25 protein-coding genes are annotated in these 23,610 nt (G+C 56.6%); 11 read left to right on the forward strand and 14 right to left on the reverse strand.

The features are described 5' to 3' along the window. Nucleotides 1-65: 65 nt before the first annotated feature. Complete coding sequence (proB, locus tag M7F93_RS00590) at nucleotides 66-1,256, forward strand: glutamate 5-kinase (protein WP_298167432.1); 1,191 nt, start codon at nucleotides 66-68, stop codon at nucleotides 1,254-1,256. Here the strand turns inward: proB and M7F93_RS00595 are convergent. After that, complete coding sequence (locus tag M7F93_RS00595; protein WP_298167435.1) at nucleotides 1,216-3,327, reverse strand: mechanosensitive ion channel family protein; 2,112 nt, start codon at nucleotides 3,325-3,327, stop codon at nucleotides 1,216-1,218. The two genes, proB and M7F93_RS00595, sit on opposite strands and share 41 nt — an antisense overlap. Nucleotides 3,328-3,954: 627 nt before the next feature. Here M7F93_RS00595 and M7F93_RS00600 point away from each other — a divergent pair. Continuing rightward, entirely contained in the window at nucleotides 3,955-4,239 is a 285-nt protein-coding gene (locus M7F93_RS00600) for a hypothetical protein (protein ID WP_298167438.1), read from the forward strand. A 59-nt stretch (nucleotides 4,240-4,298) separates the two neighbouring features. Continuing rightward, a complete protein-coding gene (locus M7F93_RS00605; RefSeq protein WP_298167441.1) occupies nucleotides 4,299-4,571 on the forward strand; it encodes a hypothetical protein in 273 nt (90 codons plus the stop codon). Between the two features lie 36 nt (nucleotides 4,572-4,607). Here M7F93_RS00605 and M7F93_RS00610 read toward each other — a convergent pair whose 3' ends face one another. Further along, nucleotides 4,608-5,432, reverse strand: coding sequence for a ferritin-like domain-containing protein (locus M7F93_RS00610; protein WP_298167447.1), 825 nt, complete (start codon nucleotides 5,430-5,432; stop codon nucleotides 4,608-4,610). 38 nt (nucleotides 5,433-5,470) lie between these two features. After that, nucleotides 5,471-6,160 carry a 7-cyano-7-deazaguanine synthase gene (locus M7F93_RS00615; protein ID WP_298167450.1) on the reverse strand — a complete coding sequence of 230 codons (690 nt, stop codon included), beginning with the start codon at nucleotides 6,158-6,160 and terminating at the stop codon, nucleotides 5,471-5,473. A gap of 60 nt (nucleotides 6,161-6,220) precedes the next feature. On the opposite strand from M7F93_RS00615, the gene M7F93_RS00620 reads away from it, so the two are divergent. The 8 genes from M7F93_RS00620 (at nucleotide 6,221) to M7F93_RS00655 (ending at nucleotide 13,266) form a co-directional block, all read left to right on the forward strand. Further along, on the forward strand, nucleotides 6,221-6,856 hold the full coding sequence (locus tag M7F93_RS00620) for an L-threonylcarbamoyladenylate synthase (protein WP_298167453.1): 636 nt from the start codon (nucleotides 6,221-6,223) through the stop codon (nucleotides 6,854-6,856). A gap of 50 nt (nucleotides 6,857-6,906) precedes the next feature. Next, nucleotides 6,907-7,566 carry a site-2 protease family protein gene (locus M7F93_RS00625; protein WP_298167456.1) on the forward strand — a complete coding sequence of 220 codons (660 nt, stop codon included), beginning with the start codon at nucleotides 6,907-6,909 and terminating at the stop codon, nucleotides 7,564-7,566. Continuing rightward, nucleotides 7,566-8,777 (forward strand): tryptophan--tRNA ligase, encoded by a 1,212-nt coding sequence (locus M7F93_RS00630; RefSeq protein ID WP_298167459.1) that lies wholly within the window; start codon nucleotides 7,566-7,568, stop codon nucleotides 8,775-8,777. Before M7F93_RS00625 ends, M7F93_RS00630 begins: the two co-directional genes overlap by 1 nt. Further along, nucleotides 8,758-9,585: a segregation and condensation protein A gene (locus M7F93_RS00635; protein ID WP_298167462.1), complete on the forward strand. Its 828-nt coding sequence runs from the start codon at nucleotides 8,758-8,760 to the stop codon at nucleotides 9,583-9,585. The genes M7F93_RS00630 and M7F93_RS00635 overlap by 20 nt, the downstream gene beginning before the upstream one ends. Further along, nucleotides 9,585-10,088: an SMC-Scp complex subunit ScpB gene (scpB, locus tag M7F93_RS00640; protein ID WP_298167465.1), complete on the forward strand. Its 504-nt coding sequence runs from the start codon at nucleotides 9,585-9,587 to the stop codon at nucleotides 10,086-10,088. The genes M7F93_RS00635 and scpB overlap by 1 nt, the downstream gene beginning before the upstream one ends. A gap of 191 nt (nucleotides 10,089-10,279) precedes the next feature. Further along, nucleotides 10,280-11,584 (forward strand): sulfide:quinone oxidoreductase, encoded by a 1,305-nt coding sequence (locus M7F93_RS00645; protein WP_298167468.1) that lies wholly within the window; start codon nucleotides 10,280-10,282, stop codon nucleotides 11,582-11,584. A gap of 125 nt (nucleotides 11,585-11,709) precedes the next feature. Next, entirely contained in the window at nucleotides 11,710-12,588 is an 879-nt protein-coding gene (gene rluB / locus M7F93_RS00650; protein ID WP_298167470.1) for a 23S rRNA pseudouridine(2605) synthase RluB, read from the forward strand. A gap of 9 nt (nucleotides 12,589-12,597) precedes the next feature. After that, on the forward strand, nucleotides 12,598-13,266 hold the full coding sequence (locus M7F93_RS00655) for an endonuclease III domain-containing protein (RefSeq protein WP_298167472.1): 669 nt from the start codon (nucleotides 12,598-12,600) through the stop codon (nucleotides 13,264-13,266). 172 nt (nucleotides 13,267-13,438) lie between these two features. Here M7F93_RS00655 and M7F93_RS00660 read toward each other — a convergent pair whose 3' ends face one another. From M7F93_RS00660 to M7F93_RS00710, 11 genes are all read right to left on the reverse strand, one after another. After that, nucleotides 13,439-13,699 carry a GlsB/YeaQ/YmgE family stress response membrane protein gene (locus M7F93_RS00660; protein WP_298167475.1) on the reverse strand — a complete coding sequence of 87 codons (261 nt, stop codon included), beginning with the start codon at nucleotides 13,697-13,699 and terminating at the stop codon, nucleotides 13,439-13,441. Nucleotides 13,700-13,821: 122 nt separating this feature from the next. Further along, nucleotides 13,822-14,019 carry a hypothetical protein gene (locus tag M7F93_RS00665; RefSeq protein WP_298167478.1) on the reverse strand — a complete coding sequence of 66 codons (198 nt, stop codon included), beginning with the start codon at nucleotides 14,017-14,019 and terminating at the stop codon, nucleotides 13,822-13,824. 99 nt (nucleotides 14,020-14,118) lie between these two features. Then, the gene (locus tag M7F93_RS00670) at nucleotides 14,119-14,259 is read right to left on the reverse strand and encodes a hypothetical protein (protein ID WP_298167481.1); all 141 of its coding nucleotides are present in this window, start codon (nucleotides 14,257-14,259) and stop codon (nucleotides 14,119-14,121) included. 2 nt (nucleotides 14,260-14,261) lie between these two features. Then, the gene (locus M7F93_RS00675) at nucleotides 14,262-14,819 is read right to left on the reverse strand and encodes an HdeD family acid-resistance protein (protein ID WP_298167484.1); all 558 of its coding nucleotides are present in this window, start codon (nucleotides 14,817-14,819) and stop codon (nucleotides 14,262-14,264) included. A gap of 12 nt (nucleotides 14,820-14,831) precedes the next feature. Beyond that, nucleotides 14,832-17,357 (reverse strand): alpha-glucan family phosphorylase, encoded by a 2,526-nt coding sequence (gene glgP, locus M7F93_RS00680; protein ID WP_298167487.1) that lies wholly within the window; start codon nucleotides 17,355-17,357, stop codon nucleotides 14,832-14,834. Between the two features lie 13 nt (nucleotides 17,358-17,370). After that, a complete protein-coding gene (locus M7F93_RS00685) occupies nucleotides 17,371-18,375 on the reverse strand; it encodes a 2-hydroxyacid dehydrogenase (protein ID WP_298167490.1) in 1,005 nt (334 codons plus the stop codon). Nucleotides 18,376-18,397: 22 nt separating this feature from the next. After that, nucleotides 18,398-19,693 carry a phosphopyruvate hydratase gene (gene eno / locus M7F93_RS00690; protein ID WP_298167493.1) on the reverse strand — a complete coding sequence of 432 codons (1,296 nt, stop codon included), beginning with the start codon at nucleotides 19,691-19,693 and terminating at the stop codon, nucleotides 18,398-18,400. Between the two features lie 106 nt (nucleotides 19,694-19,799). Beyond that, complete coding sequence (locus M7F93_RS00695; protein WP_298167497.1) at nucleotides 19,800-20,720, reverse strand: beta/alpha barrel domain-containing protein; 921 nt, start codon at nucleotides 20,718-20,720, stop codon at nucleotides 19,800-19,802. Further along, nucleotides 20,713-22,110 carry an NAD(P)/FAD-dependent oxidoreductase gene (locus M7F93_RS00700; protein ID WP_298167500.1) on the reverse strand — a complete coding sequence of 466 codons (1,398 nt, stop codon included), beginning with the start codon at nucleotides 22,108-22,110 and terminating at the stop codon, nucleotides 20,713-20,715. The genes M7F93_RS00695 and M7F93_RS00700 overlap by 8 nt, the downstream gene beginning before the upstream one ends. Before the next feature lie 341 nt (nucleotides 22,111-22,451). Further along, nucleotides 22,452-23,141, reverse strand: coding sequence for a thioredoxin fold domain-containing protein (locus tag M7F93_RS00705; RefSeq protein WP_298167503.1), 690 nt, complete (start codon nucleotides 23,139-23,141; stop codon nucleotides 22,452-22,454). Between the two features lie 117 nt (nucleotides 23,142-23,258). Then, nucleotides 23,259-23,597: a DsrE family protein gene (locus tag M7F93_RS00710; RefSeq protein ID WP_298167506.1), complete on the reverse strand. Its 339-nt coding sequence runs from the start codon at nucleotides 23,595-23,597 to the stop codon at nucleotides 23,259-23,261. Nucleotides 23,598-23,610: the final 13 nt, after the last annotated feature.

Consider the following 23,610-nt stretch of genomic DNA (forward strand, 5'->3'; position numbering starts at 1 on the left):
TCGGAAGTGCTCTGAAAATACCAGAATAAAGAGTGCTCTCGCTGATATCGGGGGATAGCAAGCTCATGAATGAATTACCGGAACTGTCCCGGGATCTGGTACAGCTCAAGGCTCAACGCTGGGTGGTTAAAATCGGTAGCAGTTTGCTGACGGATGATGGCAAAGGCCTTAATGTCGACGCCATCCGCGGCTGGGTCCGTCAGATTTTGGCGCTCCGTCGATCCGGAGTCGAGGTGGTGCTGGTCTCCTCCGGCTCCATCAGCGCGGGTGCCCAGCGTTTGGGTTGGACGGAACCCCCGGCGACGCTAAAAGCGCGCCAGGCGGCTGCCAGTGTTGGGCAATCGGCTTTGATCCATACCTATGAAGAGATGTTGCGGGAAGGGGATAGACCGAGCGAAGTTCCACTGCATTGTGGACAGGTCTTGCTGACCCATGATGATTTACGGAGCCGCCGTCGGTACTTGAACGCACGTTCCGCGTTGCGGACGCTGCTGGACATGAATGTGCTGCCCATCATCAACGAAAACGACACCGTCTCTTATAACGCGATTAATCTGGGAGATAACGATACCCTAGCGGCGGTCGTCAGCAATTTGCTTGATGCGGACCTCCTGGTGATTCTGACGGATCAGGATGGCCTTTTTGACGCCGACCCGCGCGGCCATCCCGATGCCCGGCTGCTGACAGAGGTGAACGCCGGGGCAGCCATGTTGGAGCGCATTGCCGGAAGTGGAGGGTCAGGGGTTGGGACCGGCGGCATGTTGGCGAAAGTGCGGGCGGCGGCTCGCGCCGCACGTTCCGGTACCTCTACCATTATTGCTAATGGTCGCTGCAAAAATGTGTTGTTGCGGCTGCAAAGTGGTGAACCGGTTGGTACGTTTATACACGCGCGGCTCCCTACCCTGGCAGCGCGTAAGCGCTGGCTGGCCGGGCATTTGCGTGCGCATGGCACGTTGCATCTGGATGCTGGCGCGGCTCACGCCCTGCTGCGTGATGGAGGTAGCCTGCTATCTGTCGGCGTCACCGCGATCGAGGGCAAATTTCACCGTGGAGATCTGGTGCTCTGTAAAGATCCTTCCGGTCGTGAAATTGCCCGTGGTCTGATCAACTGGGATGCCCTAGTGGTCGCCCGCAGCCTCGGAAAAAACAGCAGCGAACTCGCTGACGATCCTGAAGTGACGGAAGGGGTGCTGATTCATCGCGACAATCTCGTTGTCAACGACCTTCTGCCGGCTGAGCCAAGCTTCCTTCCATAGGCAGAATCTGGTTGGACATAATGTGGACGTCCTGTTGCTGATGCGCCAGCACTATGTTGTGGCGGAGCAGACTTTCCACCACGGAAGCCCGCAGGTCTGTCTGCACATTAAAGCTTTTGTTGCAGTCATCCAGATAAACGCGCAGGTAGAATTGCAGTGCATTTTCGTTGACGTCCAGCAAGAGTGCGGTGGGCGGAATGCCGCGTGGATCATTCTGTAATACATCAGGATGATTTTGACCTTCCGCTACCAGTAACTCCTTCACCAGCGAGATATCTGCATCGTGCGCAATGTTGAAGGGAATCATGAGGCGCAACACACTGTTCGTGTACATCCAGTTAGTCACTTGACCAGAGATCAGTTCGGAATTCGGAACGAAAACCTCGGTGCGATCAAAAGTGAGGATCAGGGTGTAACGGATGCTCATTCTTTGTACGTAGCCCTGGGTGGTACCTACCTGAATCCAGTCACCCACCCGTATGGGACGCTCCAGAAGTAAAATCAAGCCAGAGACAAAGTTGTTTACGATATTTTGTAGACCAAAGCCAATACCCACAGATAATGCACCGGCGATAATGGCGAGATTGTGCAGCGCCACACCAGCAGTGGAAAGTGCGATGATTGCGGCGATAATGAACCCAGTATATCTGATGATGGATAATACCGAATTACGGGCTCCACTTTCCATGTGGCCAATAATACGGGAATGGTCAGACAGATATTTCTGAACCACGCTATTGATATTGAACAGCAGTACGAGCAGAAGGATGGCGATCACCCACCGAAAGGGCTGGATATGAAAACCCCCGATGGCGAAGCCGGTGATGAAGTATTTCCAGATCAACGTAAAACCGGTACGCGTCAGACCCCAGGCAGATAAGATGAACGCGGCTATCCCCAACCACACTAAGGTGTGACTGATGGCGCTTAGCCAGGCGATCCACGGCAATGGCTGGTCATCCTTAAGATCCAGGCGGTGGCGCAGGAAACGCTGCCAGTGACTGGAGGGTTGCGGCGGTTGGGACCAGAAATCGGTCAATCCCCAGGAAAAAAAGAGGCCAATGCCAAAGGCGAGCAGAGACATCAGCAGACCAAAGAACAGATAGTCCGATAGATTGCGATAGCCCAGGATGGTGAATGTGGCAGTGGCTACCAACGCCAGCAGGATGGACGCTCTGAGCAATGGATAAGTACGGAATGGCCTGTGTGCACGTATCCTCCAGACCAGCCAAAAAACCGCACCGAGTAGTGCCAGATGATATATGGACCCAAAGAAGGCTTGGTTCGTCAGAAAGAGTGGATCGCTGGGAGTCAAGCTGATCCAGGCAAGGCCGAATACGGCTAGAGCGGCAATGAGTCGTAACCTGCGCAAGGTGGAGCGCAGTGTTTGTGGTTGCCAGGCAAGATGTTGATTGACCACCCCGGAAGGCCTTAATGCCAATGCGAGGAGCATGGAGATAAAGGCGTAGCCACCCCACGTGACCAACAGGAGCATAATCAAGGGGGACAAAGTATCGGTAAGCGCGGTGCCCGCGGCGATGGCGGCCATTCCTGCCAGTAAAGACACATAGTGATAAAACTTGGCCCTTGCAGTGAACAAAAGGTGGTGGTGTAATTTTTTCGCCAGTGGTGCGCGTATAAACAGTAACAATAGAAATATAACTATACCAACGCCAAAGGATATCTGCAGGTTTTTTTGTGCAAAAATAACTTGGCCATTCTGTGTGAGCCAGAAATTCTTTTCACCAATCCAGATGGCTGTCGGGACAGATTGGAGGGTAAGCGCCTGTTGCCAGAGATTGTGATCATGGCGTAAGAGCATCTCGGCATGTAGTGCAGCACGTTTTTTGCTGATTTCCTGGGTCAGATTCGCGCTGGTGATGACGAGGACTTTGCAGGTGGCGAGTTCTCCGCCGAGTTTTTTTTGTTCACCCTGCAGTTTCAGGCGTAATGCACTGAGATTCTTTGGTTCACCGGCAGCAGCGGATCCCAGTATGCCCAGACTTTTATCTATTTGGCTGAGGTTGCTGCTCTTTTCGGTGATGCACTGGTGCGCGTCATCACCGATCACACGTACGGTTTTCTGCCAGTGCAGAAGCTGCTGTAAATCGACGCCTTTTGATAAGTCTCGGTGTATCGATTGTAACACTGCGTTGGTCTGTGGCACTGGTATGCTGGCGGCTTGTGCCCACAGCGGAAAGATCAGTATGACAAGGCATGCGCCGAACCCGGAGAAGAGTGAAAATACATGCCTGTTGCTTGAAGAATTCCAGAAATTGATCGGTACAGTGATCGTCCGGTGAATCACATGCCGCTCCTTTGCTGAAGCCATTTATGATGCCGTAAATGGGCATTGGGTTGCGTGGAGGGCTATCTTATCACAAGTGATGGCTGTGTGCTTTTGCGCTGCGGCTTGTTGTAGTCGCCTGGCCACCCTGCTAGGTGGTTATTTGCACGATAAAAAACAACGAGTGGAGGATGCGCTGTCGGCATATAGCGACAGATTGCTGTGATGCAGGCACCTGAGACCGGACTTTTTTGCAGGGATGTATCTGGTTGGTGATGAATCTGCAAAAGGGCTATGGCCTTAGGGATAGGCGTTTTAGGCTGTTCCGCACGTTGTATCGTCGATTTTTGGCGCACATGGCATGGAAAATGCTTAACTTTGGTAGTGTGATGAGCGTATAAGGAATTGATCATGAAGAAGCCTATCTATAATGCTTTGTTCACGGCACTGATTGCCGCACCTTTCATCGCTTTGGGAGGCTTTGTGCATGAAGTAACGCCGCTGGATCCGACAACGGCCACCTCGGCCCGGCCAGTGATGTCCAGCGACCTGCGGATGGTGGGCGAGGCACGGATGGTGATGGGGCATGTTGAACGGGCGAACTGGCTGCGGCTCATCCCGAAAGAGTCTGCCCATCCGTCATCTTCGGTCGCCTCGCACCCGCAATACGCCTCTGTCACGGTATGGTCCCTGTAGCTATGTGGGTGACGGATGACCGTCTCCCATCATTTGTGAGAAGAATGCGGAGGAAAGTGATGTCTACTAAATGGCGCTTTTTGCTATCGGCGACAGCATTGGGTGCGGGCATCCTGTTGCTGTCTAACCCGGCTTTTGCTGATCGGGATGGCTGGGGTGGCCCGGCCGTGAACTTGTCCATCGGTGTCCCTGGCGTCATTTACTCAGCGCCAACCTATTATGCTGCGCCACCAGCTTACTATTATGCGCCACCCCCGCCCCCGCGCTGGTATCGGCGTCATGAATATCGCTGGCACCGCGAGCATGACCGGGACTGGGGTGATGACGATTGAGATGGAGGCTGGGGTAGCACGCCCACGGCGACGCGGTCAATGTGTGATGGCGCGCCGTGCGCTGCGTGTCAGTAAGGGAAACGTGACCTTTTGCAGCATGGTGGGCAATGCGAGCGGTTTAAGCAGCATTTTTATCGCCATGTCAAAGGGGTAGTGCTGTTTTATCCAATGGCCCATGCGCCGTCGAAATGCCGAGAAATCTTCCGTGGAGAATTGTTGCCCGGGATTTTTTACTTCAAAAGCATTTTTGAGGGCAAGATAGCTGTCTTCCTGATCTACCTCGGCCACACGTTTCCAGAGTTCACGGCCGATGCGCCAGCGTGAATTTTTCTCACGCGCTTGGTATTGCAGGAAAAAGCGATAAAAATATTTGTAGTGATGGATTTCGTCGGCCCGAATACGGGTGGCGAGGAGGCGTAGCACAGGTTCCGGGCTGGCCGCCTGAATCATGGTATAAAAACTGGCCGTACCCGTCTCGACAACACAGCGCGAGGCCATTTCCAGTGCGTGAGTGGGGCCGAGTAAGTCGGTGCGGCAGTAGGGAAGGTAAGCGCTTACAAAGCCTTGATAAGCGCGCTCCCAGTCGAAATCCGGCCATACAGTCAGTACATATTGACGCAGGGCATGCCCATGCTGTACTTCTTCCAGCTCCCACTCCTGGCGTAGCCACTCTGTAACATCTGCATTCTCCTGGTAGTAGTCCACCAGGTTGCGGGTATAGAGATCAGAAAGTGTTTCCACAAAGGAGGCTCCGGCTAATAAATAAAACCAGTCCATGTTGCCGGTTATTTTCTTTTTTTCGATGGTGCTATAGGGAATATCGGCTAAGGACCAGGTAGGATGGACTTTATCTGCGGGCATTGTTGTGGCCACCTCCGTAAAACTTTGCTGAATTGAGTTTAGCGATTATAACGCACATCTTGTTGTGACACCCCTGCGGCAGTAAAAGCGGCACGTCTTTTCTGACATTGCGGGCAGTATCCGCAATGCTCGGCACGGCCCAGCAGGCAACTATACGATGTTTCCCAGGGTACCCCCAAGCGGCAGCCGCGTTTAACGACCTCTGCCTTGGTCAGTCCGTCATAGGGGGTGTCGAGCCTCAGGGAAAGACTGGCGAGGGCATCCCGGATGGCACGCTGGAATGGGAGGCGAGAACATGGGTCGGCCGTGGCATCGTCCGCCGTGAGGCCGATGATGATTTCGTGGACTTTCAAATTGCTGGCGATGGAAGCCACGGCGGCGATCGCGACAAAATTTCGGTGGGGGAGCGGCACATGGTAGCGTTCAGTACGCAATGCACCTACCGCATTCCCGAAGGCGGAGAGATCAAAACGGCGCGGCGTGATGTTCCGGGTAGCGGCGATGCGTTTCACGGCACGCCATTCCTGCACTGCGGCACGTTGCCCATAGTCGAGAAAAATCGGATGAATTTGGTCGGTGTCGGCGAGCCCATAAAGCAGGGTGCTGCTTTCGACGCCGCCACTCATGAGCAGGACGCAGGCCGGACGCGCTATCGCAGCGCCGGTGTCCTCTGGCGGGATCAGGTCCGCCTGGCGTATCATCCTGACTTGAGTCGCAGTGCTATTCATTATTTATTCCTCGGTGTGTCTGTCCGGTGAGGAGGCCGTTGTACCTGAAGTGAAAATATCATGGCGTCCTGTGTAGATCTGCATCCCGTAAACCCACAACCGCGACAGGTGGCGCAGGCGGTAGCCGTGCTGCGTGCGGGAGGCTTGCTGGTCTATCCTACAGATACCTGTTATGCCTTGGGTTGCATGATTGCGGCACGGGAGCCCCAGGAACGGTTGCGGCGCATCCGGCAACTGGATGTGCAACATGACTTCTCGCTGTTGTTTTCCAGTATTTCCCAATTGGCGGACTATGCCAAGCTGGACGATCGCGCCTATGGACTGCTGCGCAAAACCTTGCCCGGACCTTATACCTTCATTCTGCCGGCTACCAAAGATGTGCCGCGCCGTCTTGCTGATCCGCGCAAACGCAGTGTTGGCGTGCGGATACCCAAAAATTCCTTGTGCGAAAAACTCATCACGGATTTGGGGGAGCCATTGATGAGTTCCACTCTGCAACTTCCTGGCGCCAGTGCGCCGCTGACGGATCCGGACGAAATTTGCGAGGTGCTGGGGAAGCAGGTGGACATGGTGCTGCTCTCGGGTGTGGGTGGGGTGCTTTGTTCGACGGTGGTCGATCTTCTGCAATGGCCGCCGCGTGTGCTTCGTGAAGGCGCTGGTAACCCGGAATCACTGGGTCTCAGCGTTGTCGTCTAATCCCCATGCCGTATTAGGCGGACAGGGTACTACGCTGATATACTCTTTCCATGTTTGATGCCGCGCAATTTATCCGAACCCTGGCTATCTGGGCTATCCCTGTGCTCTTCGCCATTACCGTGCATGAGGTAGCCCATGGCTGGGTCGCCTGGAAGCGGGGTGATCCTACCGCCATGCTCATGGGCCGGCTGACCCTGAATCCGATTAAACACATTGATCCTTTTGGAACGATTTTGCTGCCTGGCATACTGCTCCTGTTTCATTCTCCTTTTCTCTTTGGTTACGCCAAGCCGGTGCCGGTCAATTTTGGCGGACTGAAAGACCCTAAACGCGATATGGTGCTCGTCGCCATTGCCGGGCCAGCCGCCAACCTGTTGATGGCCTTCTTCTGGACGCTGGTGCTGTGGTTGGGTGGTCATCTCCCCGGTGCCCTCACGTATATTGGTGAACCCATGCAGTTGATGGGCGAAGCGGGCATCATGATCAATGTCATCCTGATCATTTTCAACCTGATTCCTATCCCGCCTCTGGACGGTGGTCGGGTGGCGGTAGGGCTTTTGCCGGCGTCAGCCAGTACTGCCCTGAGCCGGATTGAGCCTTACGGGTTTATTATTCTGATTGTACTGCTATTTACCGGCGTGCTGTGGTCCGTCCTCGGTCCTCTTTTCCTATTGATGCGCAATTTTTTTCTGATGATGGGCGGTTTGTGATGACAGAGATCATCGTTTCCGGCATGCGACCGACGGGTCGCCTGCATCTGGGACATTATCATGGCGTACTCAAAAGCTGGCTGCGTTTGCAGGACGAGGCGGAATGTTATTTTTTTATTGCCGACTGGCATGCGCTGACCACCCATTATGAAACGACACAGGGGATCCGTGCGGCAGTCTGGGATATGCTTATTGAGTGGCTGGCGGTGGGGGTGGACCCGGACAAGGCCGTGCTCTTTATCCAGTCTCATGTGCCGCAGCACGCGGAGTTGGCACTTCTGCTCGGAATGCTGACGCCTCTGTCCTGGCTGGAACGGGTGCCGACCTTCAAAGATCAGCAGGAAAAGTTGCGGGAGCGGGATCTTACTACTTTTGGATTTCTGGGATATCCGCTGCTGATGACGGCCGACATTTTGCTTTATGACGCCCACAAGGTGCCGGTGGGGGCGGATCAGGTAGCGCATCTGGAGATCAGCCGGGAGCTGGCGCGGCGTTTCAATAGTTTCTATGGCCGTGATGCCGGTGCCGCGGCGCGGGTGGAAAAAGGCCTGCAGGCCCTGGGTAAGCGCGCGGCAAAGACATTTAGCGCCTTACAGCGGCGTTTTCAGCAAGATGGGGACGCGCTGGCGGTGGCCGAGGCCGTGGAGTTTCTCGGGCAACAGGCGGGGCTCAGCGCCGGGATGCGCGAACAGCTTCTCGCGCAATTAGAGGGCAAAGGCCGGGAAATTCTTCGTGAGCCGCAAGTGCTGCTGACGGCGGCCTCCAAAATGCCGGGGCTCGACGGTCAGAAGATGAGTAAATCTTACGGTAATACCATCCCACTGCGCGAAGCGCCGGAAATGGTTCAGAAGAAAATTCGTACTATGCCTACTGACCCGGCACGGGTGGCGCGCACGGATCCGGGTACGCCCGAAAAGTGCCCGGTTTGGGCCTTGCATCAAATTTATTCCGGTCCGGAGACGCAGTCCTGGGTCCGTGGCGGCTGTACCACGGCGAACATTGGCTGTCTGGATTGTAAACAGCCGCTGATTGAAGCCGTGCTTGCTGAACAGGCCCCGATCCGTGAGCGGGCGGAGTACTGGGCGGCCCGGCCGGAGCAATTGCAGGAGATCGTTCATGGGGGCGCTCAACGAGCTCGCCAACGCGCCGAGCAGACGCTGGGGCGGGTGCGTGCGGCCATGGGTTTGACCCATGAGCAACGCGATTTCTGAGGTCAGTCCTTCGGCGGCGCTCATACAGGTTCATGGGCAGCCCCTGGAAACCCTGCCTGATGGCCTTTTCATTCCGCCGGATGCCTTGGAACTGTTGCTGGACAGCTTTTCCGGTCCGCTGGAATTGTTGCTCTGGCTGATTCGCCGTAACCGTATGGATATCCGGGATATTCCGGTGGCCGAAGTGACCCGGCAGTATCTGCACTACCTGCACGAAGCGCGTCGCCGCAATCTGGAACTGGCGGCGGAATATCTGCTGATGGCGGCCTGGCTGGCGGAGATCAAGGCACGCATGCTGCTGCCCGTGCCGCCTGTGACCGACGATGAAGACTTTGATCCCCGTCTGGAACTTGCGCGCCGCCTGGAGGCTCTGGCTATAGTGCAGTGGCAAGCGGCGGTGCTCCACACTTTGCCTCAGGCTGGACGGGATTTCTGGACGATTTACCCCGCGCCACATCCCGATCTGCCTTTGGCACCACCGCTGGTAACCCTCGCTGATATCGTAAACGTCTGGCAGGCGTTGCTTCTACGCCCCACGCGCAAGCCACCTTCCGCCCATACCCTGACGCATCCGCATGTGGGATTGCGGCAACGGATGGCGGAGTTACTGTGGCATTGCCACCGGGAGCCACGCCCCTGGAGCTTTGTCGAGATATTGCCGCCCGCAGCAGATCGCTTGGCTCTCGCTGTGTCACTGTTAGCCTTATTGGAATTGCTCCGGCAACAGGCGCTGGCTTTGGTAGAGGACGCGGAGGGGCGGTGGCGGGTCGCGGTGATTGATGCCGAAGACTGCAGGGTTGGCTTCTGATGCGTGAGGCGCTCCTGGCATTATTTCTGTCCAGCGCTGAACCGCTCTCCCGCGAGCGCCTGGCATCCATTTTTGACGATAATCCTGACTGCGCCGGATGGGAGGCGGAACTGGATGCTCTGCTAGCCGTTGGTGAAGGACCTCTGCAACTGGCCTGCGTTGCAGGGGGCTATCGTTTGCAGATTCATCCGCGCCACAATGTCCTCCTTGCACGTCTTCACGTCGAAGCGCCACGGCCTTTATCCAAAGCGACACTGGAGACCTTGGCTGTGATCGCCTACCAACAGCCGGTAACGCGACCGGAAATTGAACACTGGCGGGGGGTGACTGTGAGTACACAGATTATGCAGCAGCTTCAGGATCGAGGCTGGATTGTAGTCGCCGGGCACCGTGAAACCCCTGGCCGGCCAGCGCTATGGGTGACGACGTCCCAATTTCTGGAACATTTTTCTTTGGCTTCGCTGGCCGATTTGCCAACGGTCATGGGTGCAGTAGAAGGTTGACGCGAAGAGGAAAATTGCGATGGTATGGGACATGATAAAAAAGATGTTAGGAAACTTATAACAATCTAATTTGACGAATTGGGGGCGTGCTACAATACTTAAGCGAATTTGCAAATTGGGACTCGGTAAGCGGAGACAAATGGTGTGGCTTACCTTGAATCTGGCGCAGTAAGTCACGTGAGGAGCAAACAATGGCACATGTCGTAATTTTGGGTGCAGGTACCGGTGGAATGCCGGCCGCGTACGAAATGAAAGAAGCTTTGGGTTCAGCCCACAAGGTGACGCTGATCAGCGCCAATGATTATTTCCAGTTTGTGCCGTCCAATCCGTGGGTGGGCGTGGGCTGGAAGGAGCGCGACGACATCGCCTTTCCAATCAAACCGTATGTGGAACGCAAAGGAATACACTTCATTCCGCAGTCTGCCGAACAGATTGATGCCGTAGCGCAGAATATTACCCTCGCCGAGGGTAACGCGGTTCATTACGATTATCTGCTGATAACTACCGGTCCGAAGCTGGCTTTTGAGAATGTGCCAGGTTCTAACCCGCATGAAGGCCCGGTGCAGTCCATTTGTACGGTGGATCATGCAGAGAAGGCCTTTGTTGAATATCAGGCGTTGTTACGTGAGCCAGGCCCTATCGTTATGGGCGCTATGGCGGGCGCCAGTTGCTTTGGTCCCGCTTATGAATATGCCATGATTGTTGCCTCAGACCTCAAAAAGCGGGGCATGCGCGACAAGATTCCATCCTTCACCTTTATCACGAGTGAGCCTTATATCGGTCACCTGGGTATTCAGGGCGTGGGTGATTCTACGGGTATCCTGACCAGGGGGCTCAAGGATGAGGGTATCGAGGCCTACACCAATTGCAAGGTCACCAAGGTCGAAGACAACAAGATGTATGTGACCCAAGTGGATGAGAAGGGTGAAACCGTCAAAGAAATGGTTCTGCCAGTCAAGTTCGGCATGATGATTCCGGCCTTCAAGGGCGTGCCTGCCGTGGCAGGTGTCGAGGGGTTGTGCAATCCCGGCGGTTTTGTCCTAGTGGACGAACATCAGCGCAGCAAGAAGTATGCGAACATCTTTGCGGCGGGTATCGCTATCGCCATTCCGCCGGTGGAGGTGACCCCGGTGCCGACCGGCGCGCCCAAGACCGGTTATATGATCGAGTCCATGGTATCGGCGGCGGTACATAATATCAAGGCGGATCTGGAAGGCCGTAAGGGTGAGCAGACCATGGGCACCTGGAATGCGGTGTGTTTTGCCGATATGGGTGATCGCGGCGCCGCGTTTATTGCCCTGCCCCAGTTGCGACCCCGTAAGGTCGACATCTTTGCCTCTGGGCGCTGGGTACATCTGGCCAAGGTGGCCTTTGAGAAGTACTTCATCCGCAAGATGAAGATGGGTGTCTCCGAGCCTTTCTATGAGAAAGTGTTGTTTAAGATGATGGGTATCACCCGTCTTAAGGAAGACGAGACCCATCGTAAGGCTTCCTGACCACCTCGTGGTTCCTTGAAAACTACCCCGCCTTGTACGGGGTATGCTTTTTTGTAGGTGCGGGAGCGCGGACGGGATATGATCCGGCAAGCATCTGCCGCAGCCTGTGTAGGTTTTGGAGAAACATGGACGAAAAATTGCAGAAGGTACTCGCTCGGTTTGGCCTGGGGTCGCGCCGACTGATGGAGGAGTGGATCGCGGCGGGGCGTGTAGTGGTGAATGGCCAGTCCGCCAAACTGGGTGATCGGGTGGCGGCACAGGACAAAATTGCCGTTGACGGGGAGGCGTTGCGGATTCCCTCCTGGGTGCGTCCGCGCCTGCGCGTGCTGCGCTACCACAAGCCGGCGGGGGAGCTCACTACCCGCAATGACCCAGAGGGGCGCCCCACGGTTTTTGATCGCCTGCCACGGTTGCGCGGTAGCCGCTGGATTGCGGTCGGTCGCCTCGACTACAACACTGAGGGGTTGCTGCTGCTCACCAATGACGGCGACTTGGCCAATGCGCTGATGCATCCGCGTGCAGGCATCGAGCGGGAATACGCCGTCCGGGTGATGGGGGCGGTGAGCCCGGAGCAGCAGACCAGCCTGTTACGGGGCGTGGCGTTGGAGGATGGCGAAGCGCGCTTTGTGACCCTGCAAGAAGCCGGTGGTGAGGGCCTCAATCGCTGGTATCACGTCACTCTGGCCGAAGGGCGCAATCGTGAAGTGAGGCGACTCTTTGAGGCTGTGGGCCTGACGGTGAGTCGCCTGATCCGAGTACGCTACGGGGTGGTGGAAATGCCGCGTCTGCTCAAGACAGGTTACTTTGACGAGTTGCCCGACGAAGAGCGCGAAGCCCTGTTCACCAGTGTGCAGTGGGTCAACCCCGCGACACCGCCTCCCGACAAGGCGGAACGCGGGACAGGAGCGTCAGAATCGCGAAAAAATAACAGTCGGCGGGAAGCCCGACAGGGGGCATTGCGTGGCCGAACGGGACAGGGGGGACGTCGGGTGGTCCGGGATTAGAGGCTGTCGATGCCGGGGGAAAAGGGCTGGTTGGCAGTATTCAGGACGTTGGAGGAGACCTTCGGCCCCCAGGAGTGGTGGCCCGCACAGTCGCCCTTTGAGGTCATGGTGGGCGCGATTCTGACCCAGAATACCGCCTGGCGCAATGTCGAAAAGGCGATTGCCAACCTGCAGGCGGCCAATGCCCTGAGCGTGGTGGCCATCCTGACACTGTCCGAAAGTGACCTGGCTGAACTGCTCCGGCCATCCGGATTTTATCGGATAAAAACCAAACGCCTGCTGGCCTTGTGCCGGTTTCTGGAGGCGCAGGGTGTGGGCGCGGTGCCGGAACAACTCGCCCGGCAGGCGGCTGGGCCGGAATTGCGGCGGTACTTGCTGGCAGTTCACGGTGTCGGTGAGGAAACGGCAGATTCCATTCTGCTCTATGCCCTGGGCCTCCCGGTTATGGTGGTGGACGCTTACACTCGCCGGATTGGGGGGCGCCTGGGTCTGCTGGATGATCATCTTTCCTATACCGAGGTGCAGGCCTGTATCGAGGCCGAGTTGGAGCCGGGCGACGTGGCAGTACGTAATGCGCTGCATGCGTTGCTGGTTTCTTTGGGTAAGGATTACTGCCGACCCCGACCGCGCTGTGATGCCTGTCCGCTCCATACATGCTGCGCTTATGCGGCAGAATAGTCCGTTTGTTGTAGCAGCGGCCTTTAAGCAGGATAACGGCAACGGCGAGCGAGACGCCGGCAAGAGGACGAGGCCGAAGAGCTGATCGGGGTTGATCAGGCCGATTACCGGGCTGGCGGCACTCAGAATGATCGGACCCGCCAGAACAGCCACAGTACTCCTGTGCTCGGGTTTACATCTTTTTGACGAGCTTGATGATACTCAGGAGGATGACCGCGCCGATGAAAGCCACAATGATGGCGCTGATAATACTCGCCCCGAAAAGACCTGCCAGGCCGAAGAAGACGAGCACGAAGCCGCCGATGAACGCGCCGATGATACCAACGATGATATCTCCGACAATTCCAAAGCCGCGTCCCTTGATCAGCAGTCCTGCCAGCCAGCCTGCAATGCCGCCAATGATGAGGAAGATGATAATACTCAGTATGGTCATGGTGTAGTTACCTGTGGTAGGGGTACGAAACGCAAGGATAACAAATTCCACGGTTATTGTCGGGGCCGTCGACAATCGGCTTCCGGTATCCCGCAGCCCTCAATAACCGTCCAAATCGGAAGTTACTCGACGACAACTTCCAGCGCACCGACATCCAGCAATGCGGCCTCCGCCATCGCCGACTCCTTCTCATCAAAACCATAAAATTCGCAGGAAACGACGTCATTTTCTGCGAAAACGGCATGCTTCAGGTGAACTTGCTGCTGTAGTATTTTGCGTAATACGTCATCGTAATCCGCACGATCCGGATGGTTTTCCATCAGCGCCTTCCTGATACTGGAAAATCCCTCTCTGACGGCATGCTCATCACTAAATAAAACTTTTATGGCAAACATAAGATCCCTTTTGTTTTTTCCTCATCATAAGCGCGCCCAGTGTACCACGCATCGCAGCAACACCACATTGACGGGTATTACCGTGATGGTCATGGCGAGAATGTGCGGGTTGTCGCTTTTGCCGGAGCTGCTATGCACCTGCATCGGCGTATGAGCGCCATCCATTGTTATTTGTTATCTCCAGATACAACATTACGGAGCATCAGCAAAATGATGCCATCAAAAATCAGATTTACGCCCACAAAGATGCCGACCAGAATGAGCGAGCCCTGCGGCCAGGTGACAAAAAACAGAATGGCTATGGCAATATCGATCACCCCGCTGAAAATAAACCACCCCCGTCCGTGGCTGGCGTGGGCGTTGGATTGAGTGAAGTTGCGGTAGGCATCCATGACGAAATAAAGGATGAACATCAGACCGATGGCAGCGATGCCGGCGTTGGGCAGCGCAATCATGACGCCGCCGGTGGCGAACAGAAGCACCGGCTTAAGCCAGTCCGCCAACTGATGCTGGTGCATCTGATAACTGTGGGTGAACCAGGTGAACCCGGCAATGATCAATATGGCGGCCAGCACCCCATCGGTTGCGGCAGACAGAATGACCGGACTCAGTAGCCCGAATATGCCTATAATTATCAGTATGATGGCAATCGGCAGGAGGTGTTTGCCGAACATTTTGCGTTCAGCCTCGACGATAGTGGGGAGGTCAGGTATCTGATTATTCATGAAGTTATCCTCTCAGCGATACCAGAGTATCTCGGTGCTTTCCATGGGCACCAAACATCCTTCGCGATGCGGAATGATCCTTGGCGTGAAACTTTCGACTGCACTGTTGGCCGATACTGCACAAGTGTAATTGTAGCTGTTGATGGCCCCAGTTAACGCGTCTCCGCGCGTCATTGCATAGATTTCAGGACTGTGTTCTCCGTTGCCATTGGCAAACAGTTGTACTGCCACAGCGTCAGCGTCGAGATCGTCCAGATACACATGCACCTGAAAATGATGCGAGTCTGCGTCACTTTGTACATCCAACTCGCCAAAATGCAGGCTTTGCCAGTGTTGGTGGATATCATGTCGCCATTGGCAGATGCCTTCAACGGTGGCGCGTTCGCTACGCGCGGCGAGCAGGCGCGCGGCCGGTGTATAGAGGGTTGACACGTATTCCTGCAACATCCGGTTGCTGCTGAATTGCGGGGTCAGGCGACTCATGCTCTCGCGGATTTTGGCGACCCAACCGCAGGGGCAGCCGTTGGCATCGCGCCGGTGGTAAAAGAGGGGTACGACTTCTTCTTCCAGCAGACGGTAGAGCTGTTGCGCTTCCTGCTGATCCCATTCCAGATTGGTATCGTGTTCCTGGCGGTCGCCTAACGCCCAGCCGGTCTCCGGACCATAGGCTTCGGCCCACCAGCCATCCAGTTCCGAGAGGTTGAGGCCGCCGTTGACCAGCACTTTCATGCCGCTGGTGCCGCTGGCTTCCCAGGGGCGACGCGGGGTATTGATCCACAAGTCGACTCCCTGCACCAGATGTTCGGCCACCAGCATGTCATAGTCGGCGATGAAGACCATGCGTCCAGCCAGGTCGGGATGTTGGTGAATAAACTGGGTCCATTGCTGAATCATGGCCTTACCGGCAGTATCCTTGGGATGTGCCTTGCCCGCGATTAGCAGTTGTACGGGATAGTGCGGGTTGTTCAACAGACGGTAGAGGCGATCAGGGTCGGTCAATAACATATTGGGACGCTTATAGGCGGTAAAGCGGCGGGCGAAACCGATGGTCAGGGTATTGGGGTCGAATGCTGTTTTAGCGTCTTCACAATCCTGATCGGAAGCATGCGCTGCCGCCAGTTGTTTTTGCAGGCGTTGCCGGGCGAAGCGGATCACCTGCTGGCGCGCGGTGCTGCGCAGTTGCCAGAGAGACTCATCGGAGACCAGGCGAAAGTCGGCCTCGATATCTTTTAAGCCCCCCAGCCAGCGGGCCTTGCCGCAGCGGTTGGTCCATAAGGCGTCGGCTTCGGCGGAATCCCAGGAGGGCATATGAACGCCGTTGGTGACATGAATGACGGGGACTTCGTCCTCGGGCCAGCGTGGGAACAAAGGCTGGAATAAATGACGGCTGACGGCCCCATGCAGGTGACTGACACCATTGACGATCAGGCTGCCGTGAATGGCGAGCCACGCCATGTTGAAGGGTTCGCGGGTATCTTCGGGGTTCTCCCGGCCAAGAGCGAGGATGGTCTCCACACCCACGCCGAAAGCCTCGGGGGCACCGGCGATGTAACGTGTCAGCAGTTCTGGCGGGAAGCGGTCGAAACCGGCAGCGACTGGGGTATGCGTGGTAAAGATATTGCCGGCACGGGTGGCGGTGAGTGCACAAGGGAAGTCGGTACCATGATCCTGCGTGTGGCTGTAGGCACGGGCGAGAATGGCGAAGGCGGCGTGCCCTTCATTGAGGTGACAGATGTCCGGCTGAATACCCAAGCGGCGCAACAGCATCCAGCCGCCGATGCCCAGACAGATTTCTTGTTGCAGGCGGTTCTCGGGGCCGCCACCGTAGAGTTCGGCGGTGATACCACGATCGGCAGGGGTATTGAGAGGGTCGTTGCTGTCGAGCAGGTAGAGGATGACACGACCCACTTGCGCCTGCCAGGCGCGCAGGATGACTTTGCGGCCCGGGAACGGCAATTCCAGGCGGAGCCACTCGCCTTCGGCATCGCGTACCGGGGTGACTGGCATCTGGGTGGGATCATTGTAAGGATAGAGTTCGATCTGGCGACCGCAATCGTCGAGACTCTGGCGAAAATAACCCTGCTGCCAGAGCAGGCCAATACCGAGGAGGGGGATACCGAGATCGCTGGCGGTTTTGAGGCAGTCACCGGCGAGGATGCCCAGACCACCCGAATAGATGGGCAAGGACTCGGAGAGGCCAAACTCCATGCTGAAATAAGCCACCTGGCTGAAGGGCGGGTGGGGATAGGTTTTGCTGAACCAGCCTTTTTGGGTGAGGTGCCCGCGGTGCTCGCTGACGAACGTATTGAGCATGGCGATAAAATCTTTGTCCTGGGCCAGACGCTGAAGTGTGTCGCCCCCGATATTTTGCAGAATGAGCCAGGGATTCCTGGTATCTTCCCAGAGTTCTGGAGCAACGTGTTGCCAGAGATTGTCTGTAGCATGACTCCAGGACCAGCGCAGGTCGAGGGCGAGTTCGGCCAGACCCGCCAGGGATTCCGGGAGTTGAGGGAGCAGATAACAAGGTGCGATGGTCACAAAATTCTCCGGTTCAATAGGCAGAGCGGCGCGTGGTGACGTGGTTGGGACTATCCCTACCGGTGCTGTAGTCGTCAAGGTTCTGAATCGTGGTGTCCGCGATGGTTTTTAGTGCCTCACGGGTGAAAAAGGCCTGATGGCCCGTGATGACGACATTGGGAAAAGTGAGCAGCCGTTCGAAGCTGTCATCGCAGATAATGTCGTCGCAGTGGTCCTTGAAGTACAGATCAGCCTCCTCTTCATAGACATCCAAACCCACCGCACCCAGGTGACGGCTCTTGAGCGCGACGATGAGTGCAGCCGTGTCAATAAGCGAACCGCGGCTGGTATTGATGAGCATGGCGCCTTCGGGCATCCGGGCGAAGCGTTCTGCATTCATGAGATGCCGGGTTTCCGGAAGAAGTGGTATGTGGAGGCTGACGATCCGGCTTTTGGCGAGTAATTCTTCCAGAGAAACATAAGCGACTCCCAGTTCCTGACAGTCAGGATTGGGGGCGGTGTCATAGGCCAGCAAGTGACAGCCCATGCCATGGAGGATCCGGGCCAGTGCGGTGCCAATTCTGCCGGTGCCGACAATGCCTACGGTCTTGCCGTGCATGTCAAAACCCAGCAAACCGTCGAGGAGGAAGTTGCCGTCGCGCACCCGGTTATAGGCTTTATGCAGATGCCGGTTCAGGGTCAGCATGAGGCCGACCGCATATTCGGCGACCGCACAGGGAGAATAATCCCGCACCCGCATGACGATAATGCCCTGCTTTTCCGCGGCTGGGATATCGACATGGTTGAACCCGGTGCTGCGCAATACCAGCAGCTTTGTCCCCAGATGCGCTATGGTTTCCAGAGCTTTTGCATCCAGCGTGTCATCGACAAACGGGCAGAGGGCGGGATAGCCTTGGGCAATAAAGGCGGTCTCGGCATTTAATGTCGTCTCGATGAAGACCAGTTCGTGGCGCCCGTTGTTGGCGGTACTGAGGAATTGTTGATCATAGGGGCGAGCACTGGTGACTAAGCAACGCATGATTTCTCTCCTTTGAACGCTATCAGAAACGGACCGGTCTGCAAAACGCGTGTTTACCAGCAAAACTGGCGGCGGTGCCTAGTTCTTCTTCGATACGCAGCAACTGGTTGTACTTGGCCACCCGTTCGCCACGCGCCGGAGCACCCGACTTCAGATGCCCCGTATCCAGGGCGACGGTGAGGTCGGCGATGAAATCATCGGTGGTTTCGCCGGAGCGATGCGAGACAAAGGCCCCCCAGCCGTGATATTGCGCCAGCCGTGTGGCGGTGATGGTCTCGGTCACCGTACCGATCTGATTGAGTTTGATGAGGGTGGCGTTGGCAATATTGTCTTCCATGGCGCGGGCGATGATTTTGGGGTTGGTGCAGAAGATGTCGTCGCCGACCAGTTCGATGACGCCGCCGAGCCTTTCATTCAGCAACTTCCAGCTCTCCCAGTCGTTTTCGGCGAGACCATCTTCAAGCAGGACCACAGGGTAGTTACGGACGATCTCTTCGTAGTAGGCCACCATCTCGGCACTGCTGATGGCACGCTTCTCGGTGCGTAGCTGGTAGGTGCCATCCTTGAAGAACTCCGAGGAAGCGGGGTCGATGGCGATGCCGGCGTCCCGGCCTGGTTCAAAGCCCGCCTTACGGATGGCGTCCAGCAACAAATCATAGGATTCATGGTTGGAGGACACCATCGGCGCAAAACCGCCTTCATCACCGATGCCGACCGAGAGATGTTTTCCCAGCAGAACAGATTGCAGGGCATGGTAGATTTCCGCCCCCCAGCGCAGGGCTTCACGGAAATTGCCGGCACCGTAGGGTACCAGCATGCATTCCTGGAAGTCGGCGCCTTGCCAGTGGGCATGCACGCCACCATTGAGCACATTGAAGCAGGGGACGGGCAGACGGGTGGCACCCGGGCCGCCCAGATAGGCATAGAGGGGCAGATCGCTGTAATCAGCGGCAGCACGGGCACAGGCCATGGAAACGCCGAGCAGAGCATTGGCGCCCAGCCGACTTTTGTTGTCGGTGCCGTCCAGGCCGATGAGGGTGTCGTCGATGGCCTTTTGTTCCCGGACATCCAGATCCTGCAGGTCCGGGGCGACGATTTCTTCAATATTCCGAATGACTTTTTCTACACCCTTGCCGCCATAGCGGTGAGCATCGCCGTCGCGCAGCTCGACGGCTTCCTTGCTGCCGGTGGAGGCGCCGGAAGGTACTGCCGCGCGGGCGCGGGTACCATCGACCAGGAATACTTCCACTTCCACCGTGGGATTCCCTCGTGAGTCCAAAATTTCGCGGGCGATGATGTCTTCAATACGGCTGTCCATAAATGCTCCTGTCAGTGGGAGGCGGCTTGCTCCAGACGAATAATCTCTAAACGGTTGGTACCACCGGGAGTGCAGACGATTTTGCTGCGCTGCGCAGTCAGTTTCATCATGCGTTGGGATTCAGCAGTTTGATGGCTTCATCGACGCCCTGATTGTGGACCACGATGGCGTGAATGGCCTTGCAAAAGTTGACGGCATCGGGCTGGCTGCGCTGATGGACATTCCGGCCGGTGGCGCAGCCTTGCGTGCCACCCACATGAATCTGTTCGTAGAGACGTTGCAGAAACTCCGGCGCATCGGTTTCCGAACCCCCCGCGCAGACGACCTGCGTGCGTCCGGCAGCGGCTACCGCTTCACCCAGGAGCGTGCCGTCCATGGCGCCAGCCGCATTGAGTGGTGGGTTGATCTTGACGAAATCCGCCCCGAGACAGGCTGCCAGACCCGCGGCACCGGCAATCAGATGCGGGTTCTGCTCGCGTTCACCCACGGCCTTGCCGCGCGGGTAGGCCCAGATGACGGCCAGCAATCCCATGGCATGGGCATCCTCGACAATGCGTGCCGCCTCACTGAGCATGGTCGGCTCGAACTCAGAGCCAGGGTAAATGGTGTAACCCACCCCAACCACTCGGAGACCGGAATGGCGCACAAAGTCGTGGGCCTGCGCCATGCTCTGCCATTGCAGGCTGACCGGATCGCGTTGCGCCGTTTTGATCAAATGCGTCTTGCTGTTGAGTTTGAGCAAGTAAGGCGTGTCGCGGTAATCCATGCCATAGCGGGCAATGAGGCCCATTTGTGCGGCAAAGCAACCCACGGGCGCTTCACTGGCGATGCGGAAAAGGTGTTCCGGGTCGGCATCGTCCGTCGCTACAGACCCGCCGATAAAATCATCGTTGAGATGTTCGACTTTCTGATCGCCCGCCATCAGGAACAGGCGCCCGCTGTCCTGGGTGGCAAGACGATAGTTTTCTGTCCAGTGCCGAGTGCTTTCGGCGGACATGCCGAGTGGTGCTTGAGCAATTTTAGGCATGCGGGGCTCCTGTAACGCAGGGATGGAGTGGTTCGTAATGGCGGCGCAGGGCGTCACCCGTAGCGGCTATCAGGGGATGCAGGGAAGGCGTCAGGCGGGGCTGGCTGCCAAATTGCATGCTGGCCAGGTCGGGTGCGGAGGCGTGCATCTGTATGGCGAGACCGATGGTGTTGACCAGTTCGCCGGTGGTAGCGCCGCCAAGAATCTGGCCGCCGAGAATCTGCAGGGAGTCGGCGGCGAAGATGATCCGGCAGTAGATTTCGGTGGTGTCTGGCATGGAGGCCGGATGGTGATCCGGCAGACGGGCTTCGCCGATGAGGATAGGGAAACCTTCCTGCTCCGCCTGATGCTGAGTCAGGCCGGCGACGCCGAAGGCCAGGCCATCGATTTCACTGGCATAGATACTCACCGATCCGGCGTTGTAACGGAGCTGACGCAAGCCATAGAGGTTCATACCGGCAATACGGCCCTCGGCGGCGGCCTGTGAGGCGATCATGGCGTGATTGGCCTTGCGGGTGAAAAAATCCTGCTTGTGAGCGCAATCGCCTACCGCAAAAATATCGGGATCTTCGCGGGAACGCTGGAAGGCATCGACCCAGACCCCGCCGGAGCGACTGAGGGTCAAGCCCATATCCCTGGCCAGCGCGATCTGGGGACGGGTGCCAATGGCGATGAGCACTGCATTCACGTTCAGGGCATCCTGTCCGGTGATCTGTACCTGGCCGACGCGCTTGCCGCTGGGCTCGGGCAACAGCGCCTCCACCCTGGCTCCGGTGTGGATGAGCACACCATGGGCCTGCAACTGCTTCTCCACTGCGGCACAGGCATCCAGATCAAAGGCGGCCTGCATCAGGTGTGGCAGCATCTCGACAATGTGGACTTCGATACCCCGCTTGCGGATCTCGTCGGCAAACTCCACCCCGATGAAGCCCCCGCCGATGATGGCCAGCTTTCTGATGCTCGGGATCAGGGTGCTGAAGAGCTGGTCCAGGTAGTCATAGTCTTTGTGAATGCTAAAGACACCGTCGAGATCGGTGCCGGGGATCGGTGGAATGAAGTTCTCGGCGCCGGTGGCCAACACCAGACGTTCCCAGTGAATGACATCGCCATTGGCCAGGGTGGCGGTGCGTGCGGCACGGCCAATCTTCCGAACCGTACCAATCTGAAGCTGCCCACCGGCCGCCAGCAGGGGCGCGCGCCCGGCCATATCCTCATCGGTGCCGCCCAGGGTGCCAAAAATGTAGGGAATACCACAAGGAATCACCGCGTCCGTCTCTGGACGAATTACCAGTACTTTTTTGTGGGGAGAAAACTGGGCGGCGGTGATGCCGGTCATCATGCCAGCGGGGCCACCACCAACAATCAGAATATCCGTTGTGGTCTCAGTCATCTGGCTACTCCTGTTCATTTACGGGTGGTAAAGATGCAGCAACTGGTTGGTAACGCTCCGTGCTGGGATCCACCTGTCAGTGTAGAACATTCTGCGAAGAAATCCGGGTTATGGGGCACGTCGTATCATCGTAATCTTTGCTGCTGGTAGCCTTTACCAGTATAAGGCCGTTTGCGCCCTGCAAGGGGTTGCCGCCAGTTACACCGCTGGTGATACCAGTGTTTTCCACAAGTCCCCAAGATGGTCAAGTTGTTCAGCTTGAAATTGTGGTCGAGGCGCGATCAGGCAACTGACCGGAAAAGTGCTTGCAATTTTTTGCGCCATCTTACGCTGCCCAGGTTTTATTGCAAAAGGGGCAAGAGTTTTGCAAGTTGTTTTTCTGAGATCATCCCCGGAATTCGTCCAAGCTGACCACTTTTCACGCGATAAAGTATGGCTGGGGTGCCCTCAAAACCCATTGCCCCCATCATCTCGAGGTTGCGCTTCAACTCTTCACTGGTCTTCGCCGTCGGTTTAGACTTGGGCAGATGACGATAGCTGCCACTCCGTAACGCCGTGCCGACGATGCCTTCAAAATGCTTCAGCACCGCCAGGGGGTGTGGTGACTGCAGCCAGGCCGCGGCCTCCGCCGGACTCTGCGGCGTCAGAAAGGCGACCGGCACATAACGCACTGTCAGTTTTCCGGCCTTGATAAGGGGCGCCTCATGCGCGTACATCACATGGCAATAAGGACAGTTGGGATCCTGAAAATCATAGATGATCGGACCGTGGTGTCCCTCCTGAATATATGTGATGTGGTATGGCAGTATTTGATTCCAGAGAATGCCTGCGGTCAGCTTTTTGGGTGGTACCGTCTGCGCCATAGCGGACGAGATCCCTACTAGCGCAATGGTGCATCCAAGCATGCCACTCACAACCCATTTCGCCGCCATTTTCTCTACAGAGTGCCTCATGTGGTTATCTCCTTGTGCTTCATCATTTGAGGTTGGGGGTATCATCAGCAGTTTCCGAACAACCAAAGCTGCGCGCATATCCTGCATTCACCTGTAAAGCAGTTTGACCTAACATCGGACCAGCGGGAAGTATTCCCGATGAATGGTTTCTCAGTTCTTGAGCATGGAAGCTTCAAATAGTTTCAGCGCAATGACTCAGAAACACACGACCTCGTCGGCCGCACTGATCCGACTGGAGAGTTCTTTCATGGAGCTTTTGCTGACGCCAATCGGGAGGTCTTCCACCCCTTGTGCTTTCAGGGAACTGCCACAACACCGGACTTCCAGACCCAATTCCAGCAGTTCCCCCAACAAGGTTCGCGTACTCTCGCTGGTGGCATCGGTATTGGTCAACAGCAGCACGCCCTGACCGGCTAGAAACAGGCACACGTCTTTATTGTCCGCTAACATGGCTCCCGCCAGGCGTACTGCCGTGTCGGCACGCGGATTTTCCGAATCGGGGCCAGCATGAAGAGCGATTAAAGCGCTGGTCATGAGGAGATCTCCT

It is taken from the genome of Acidithiobacillus sp. (genome assembly GCF_027322205.1).
In the GTDB taxonomy this organism is placed as follows: Bacteria; Pseudomonadota; Gammaproteobacteria; order Acidithiobacillales; family Acidithiobacillaceae; genus Acidithiobacillus.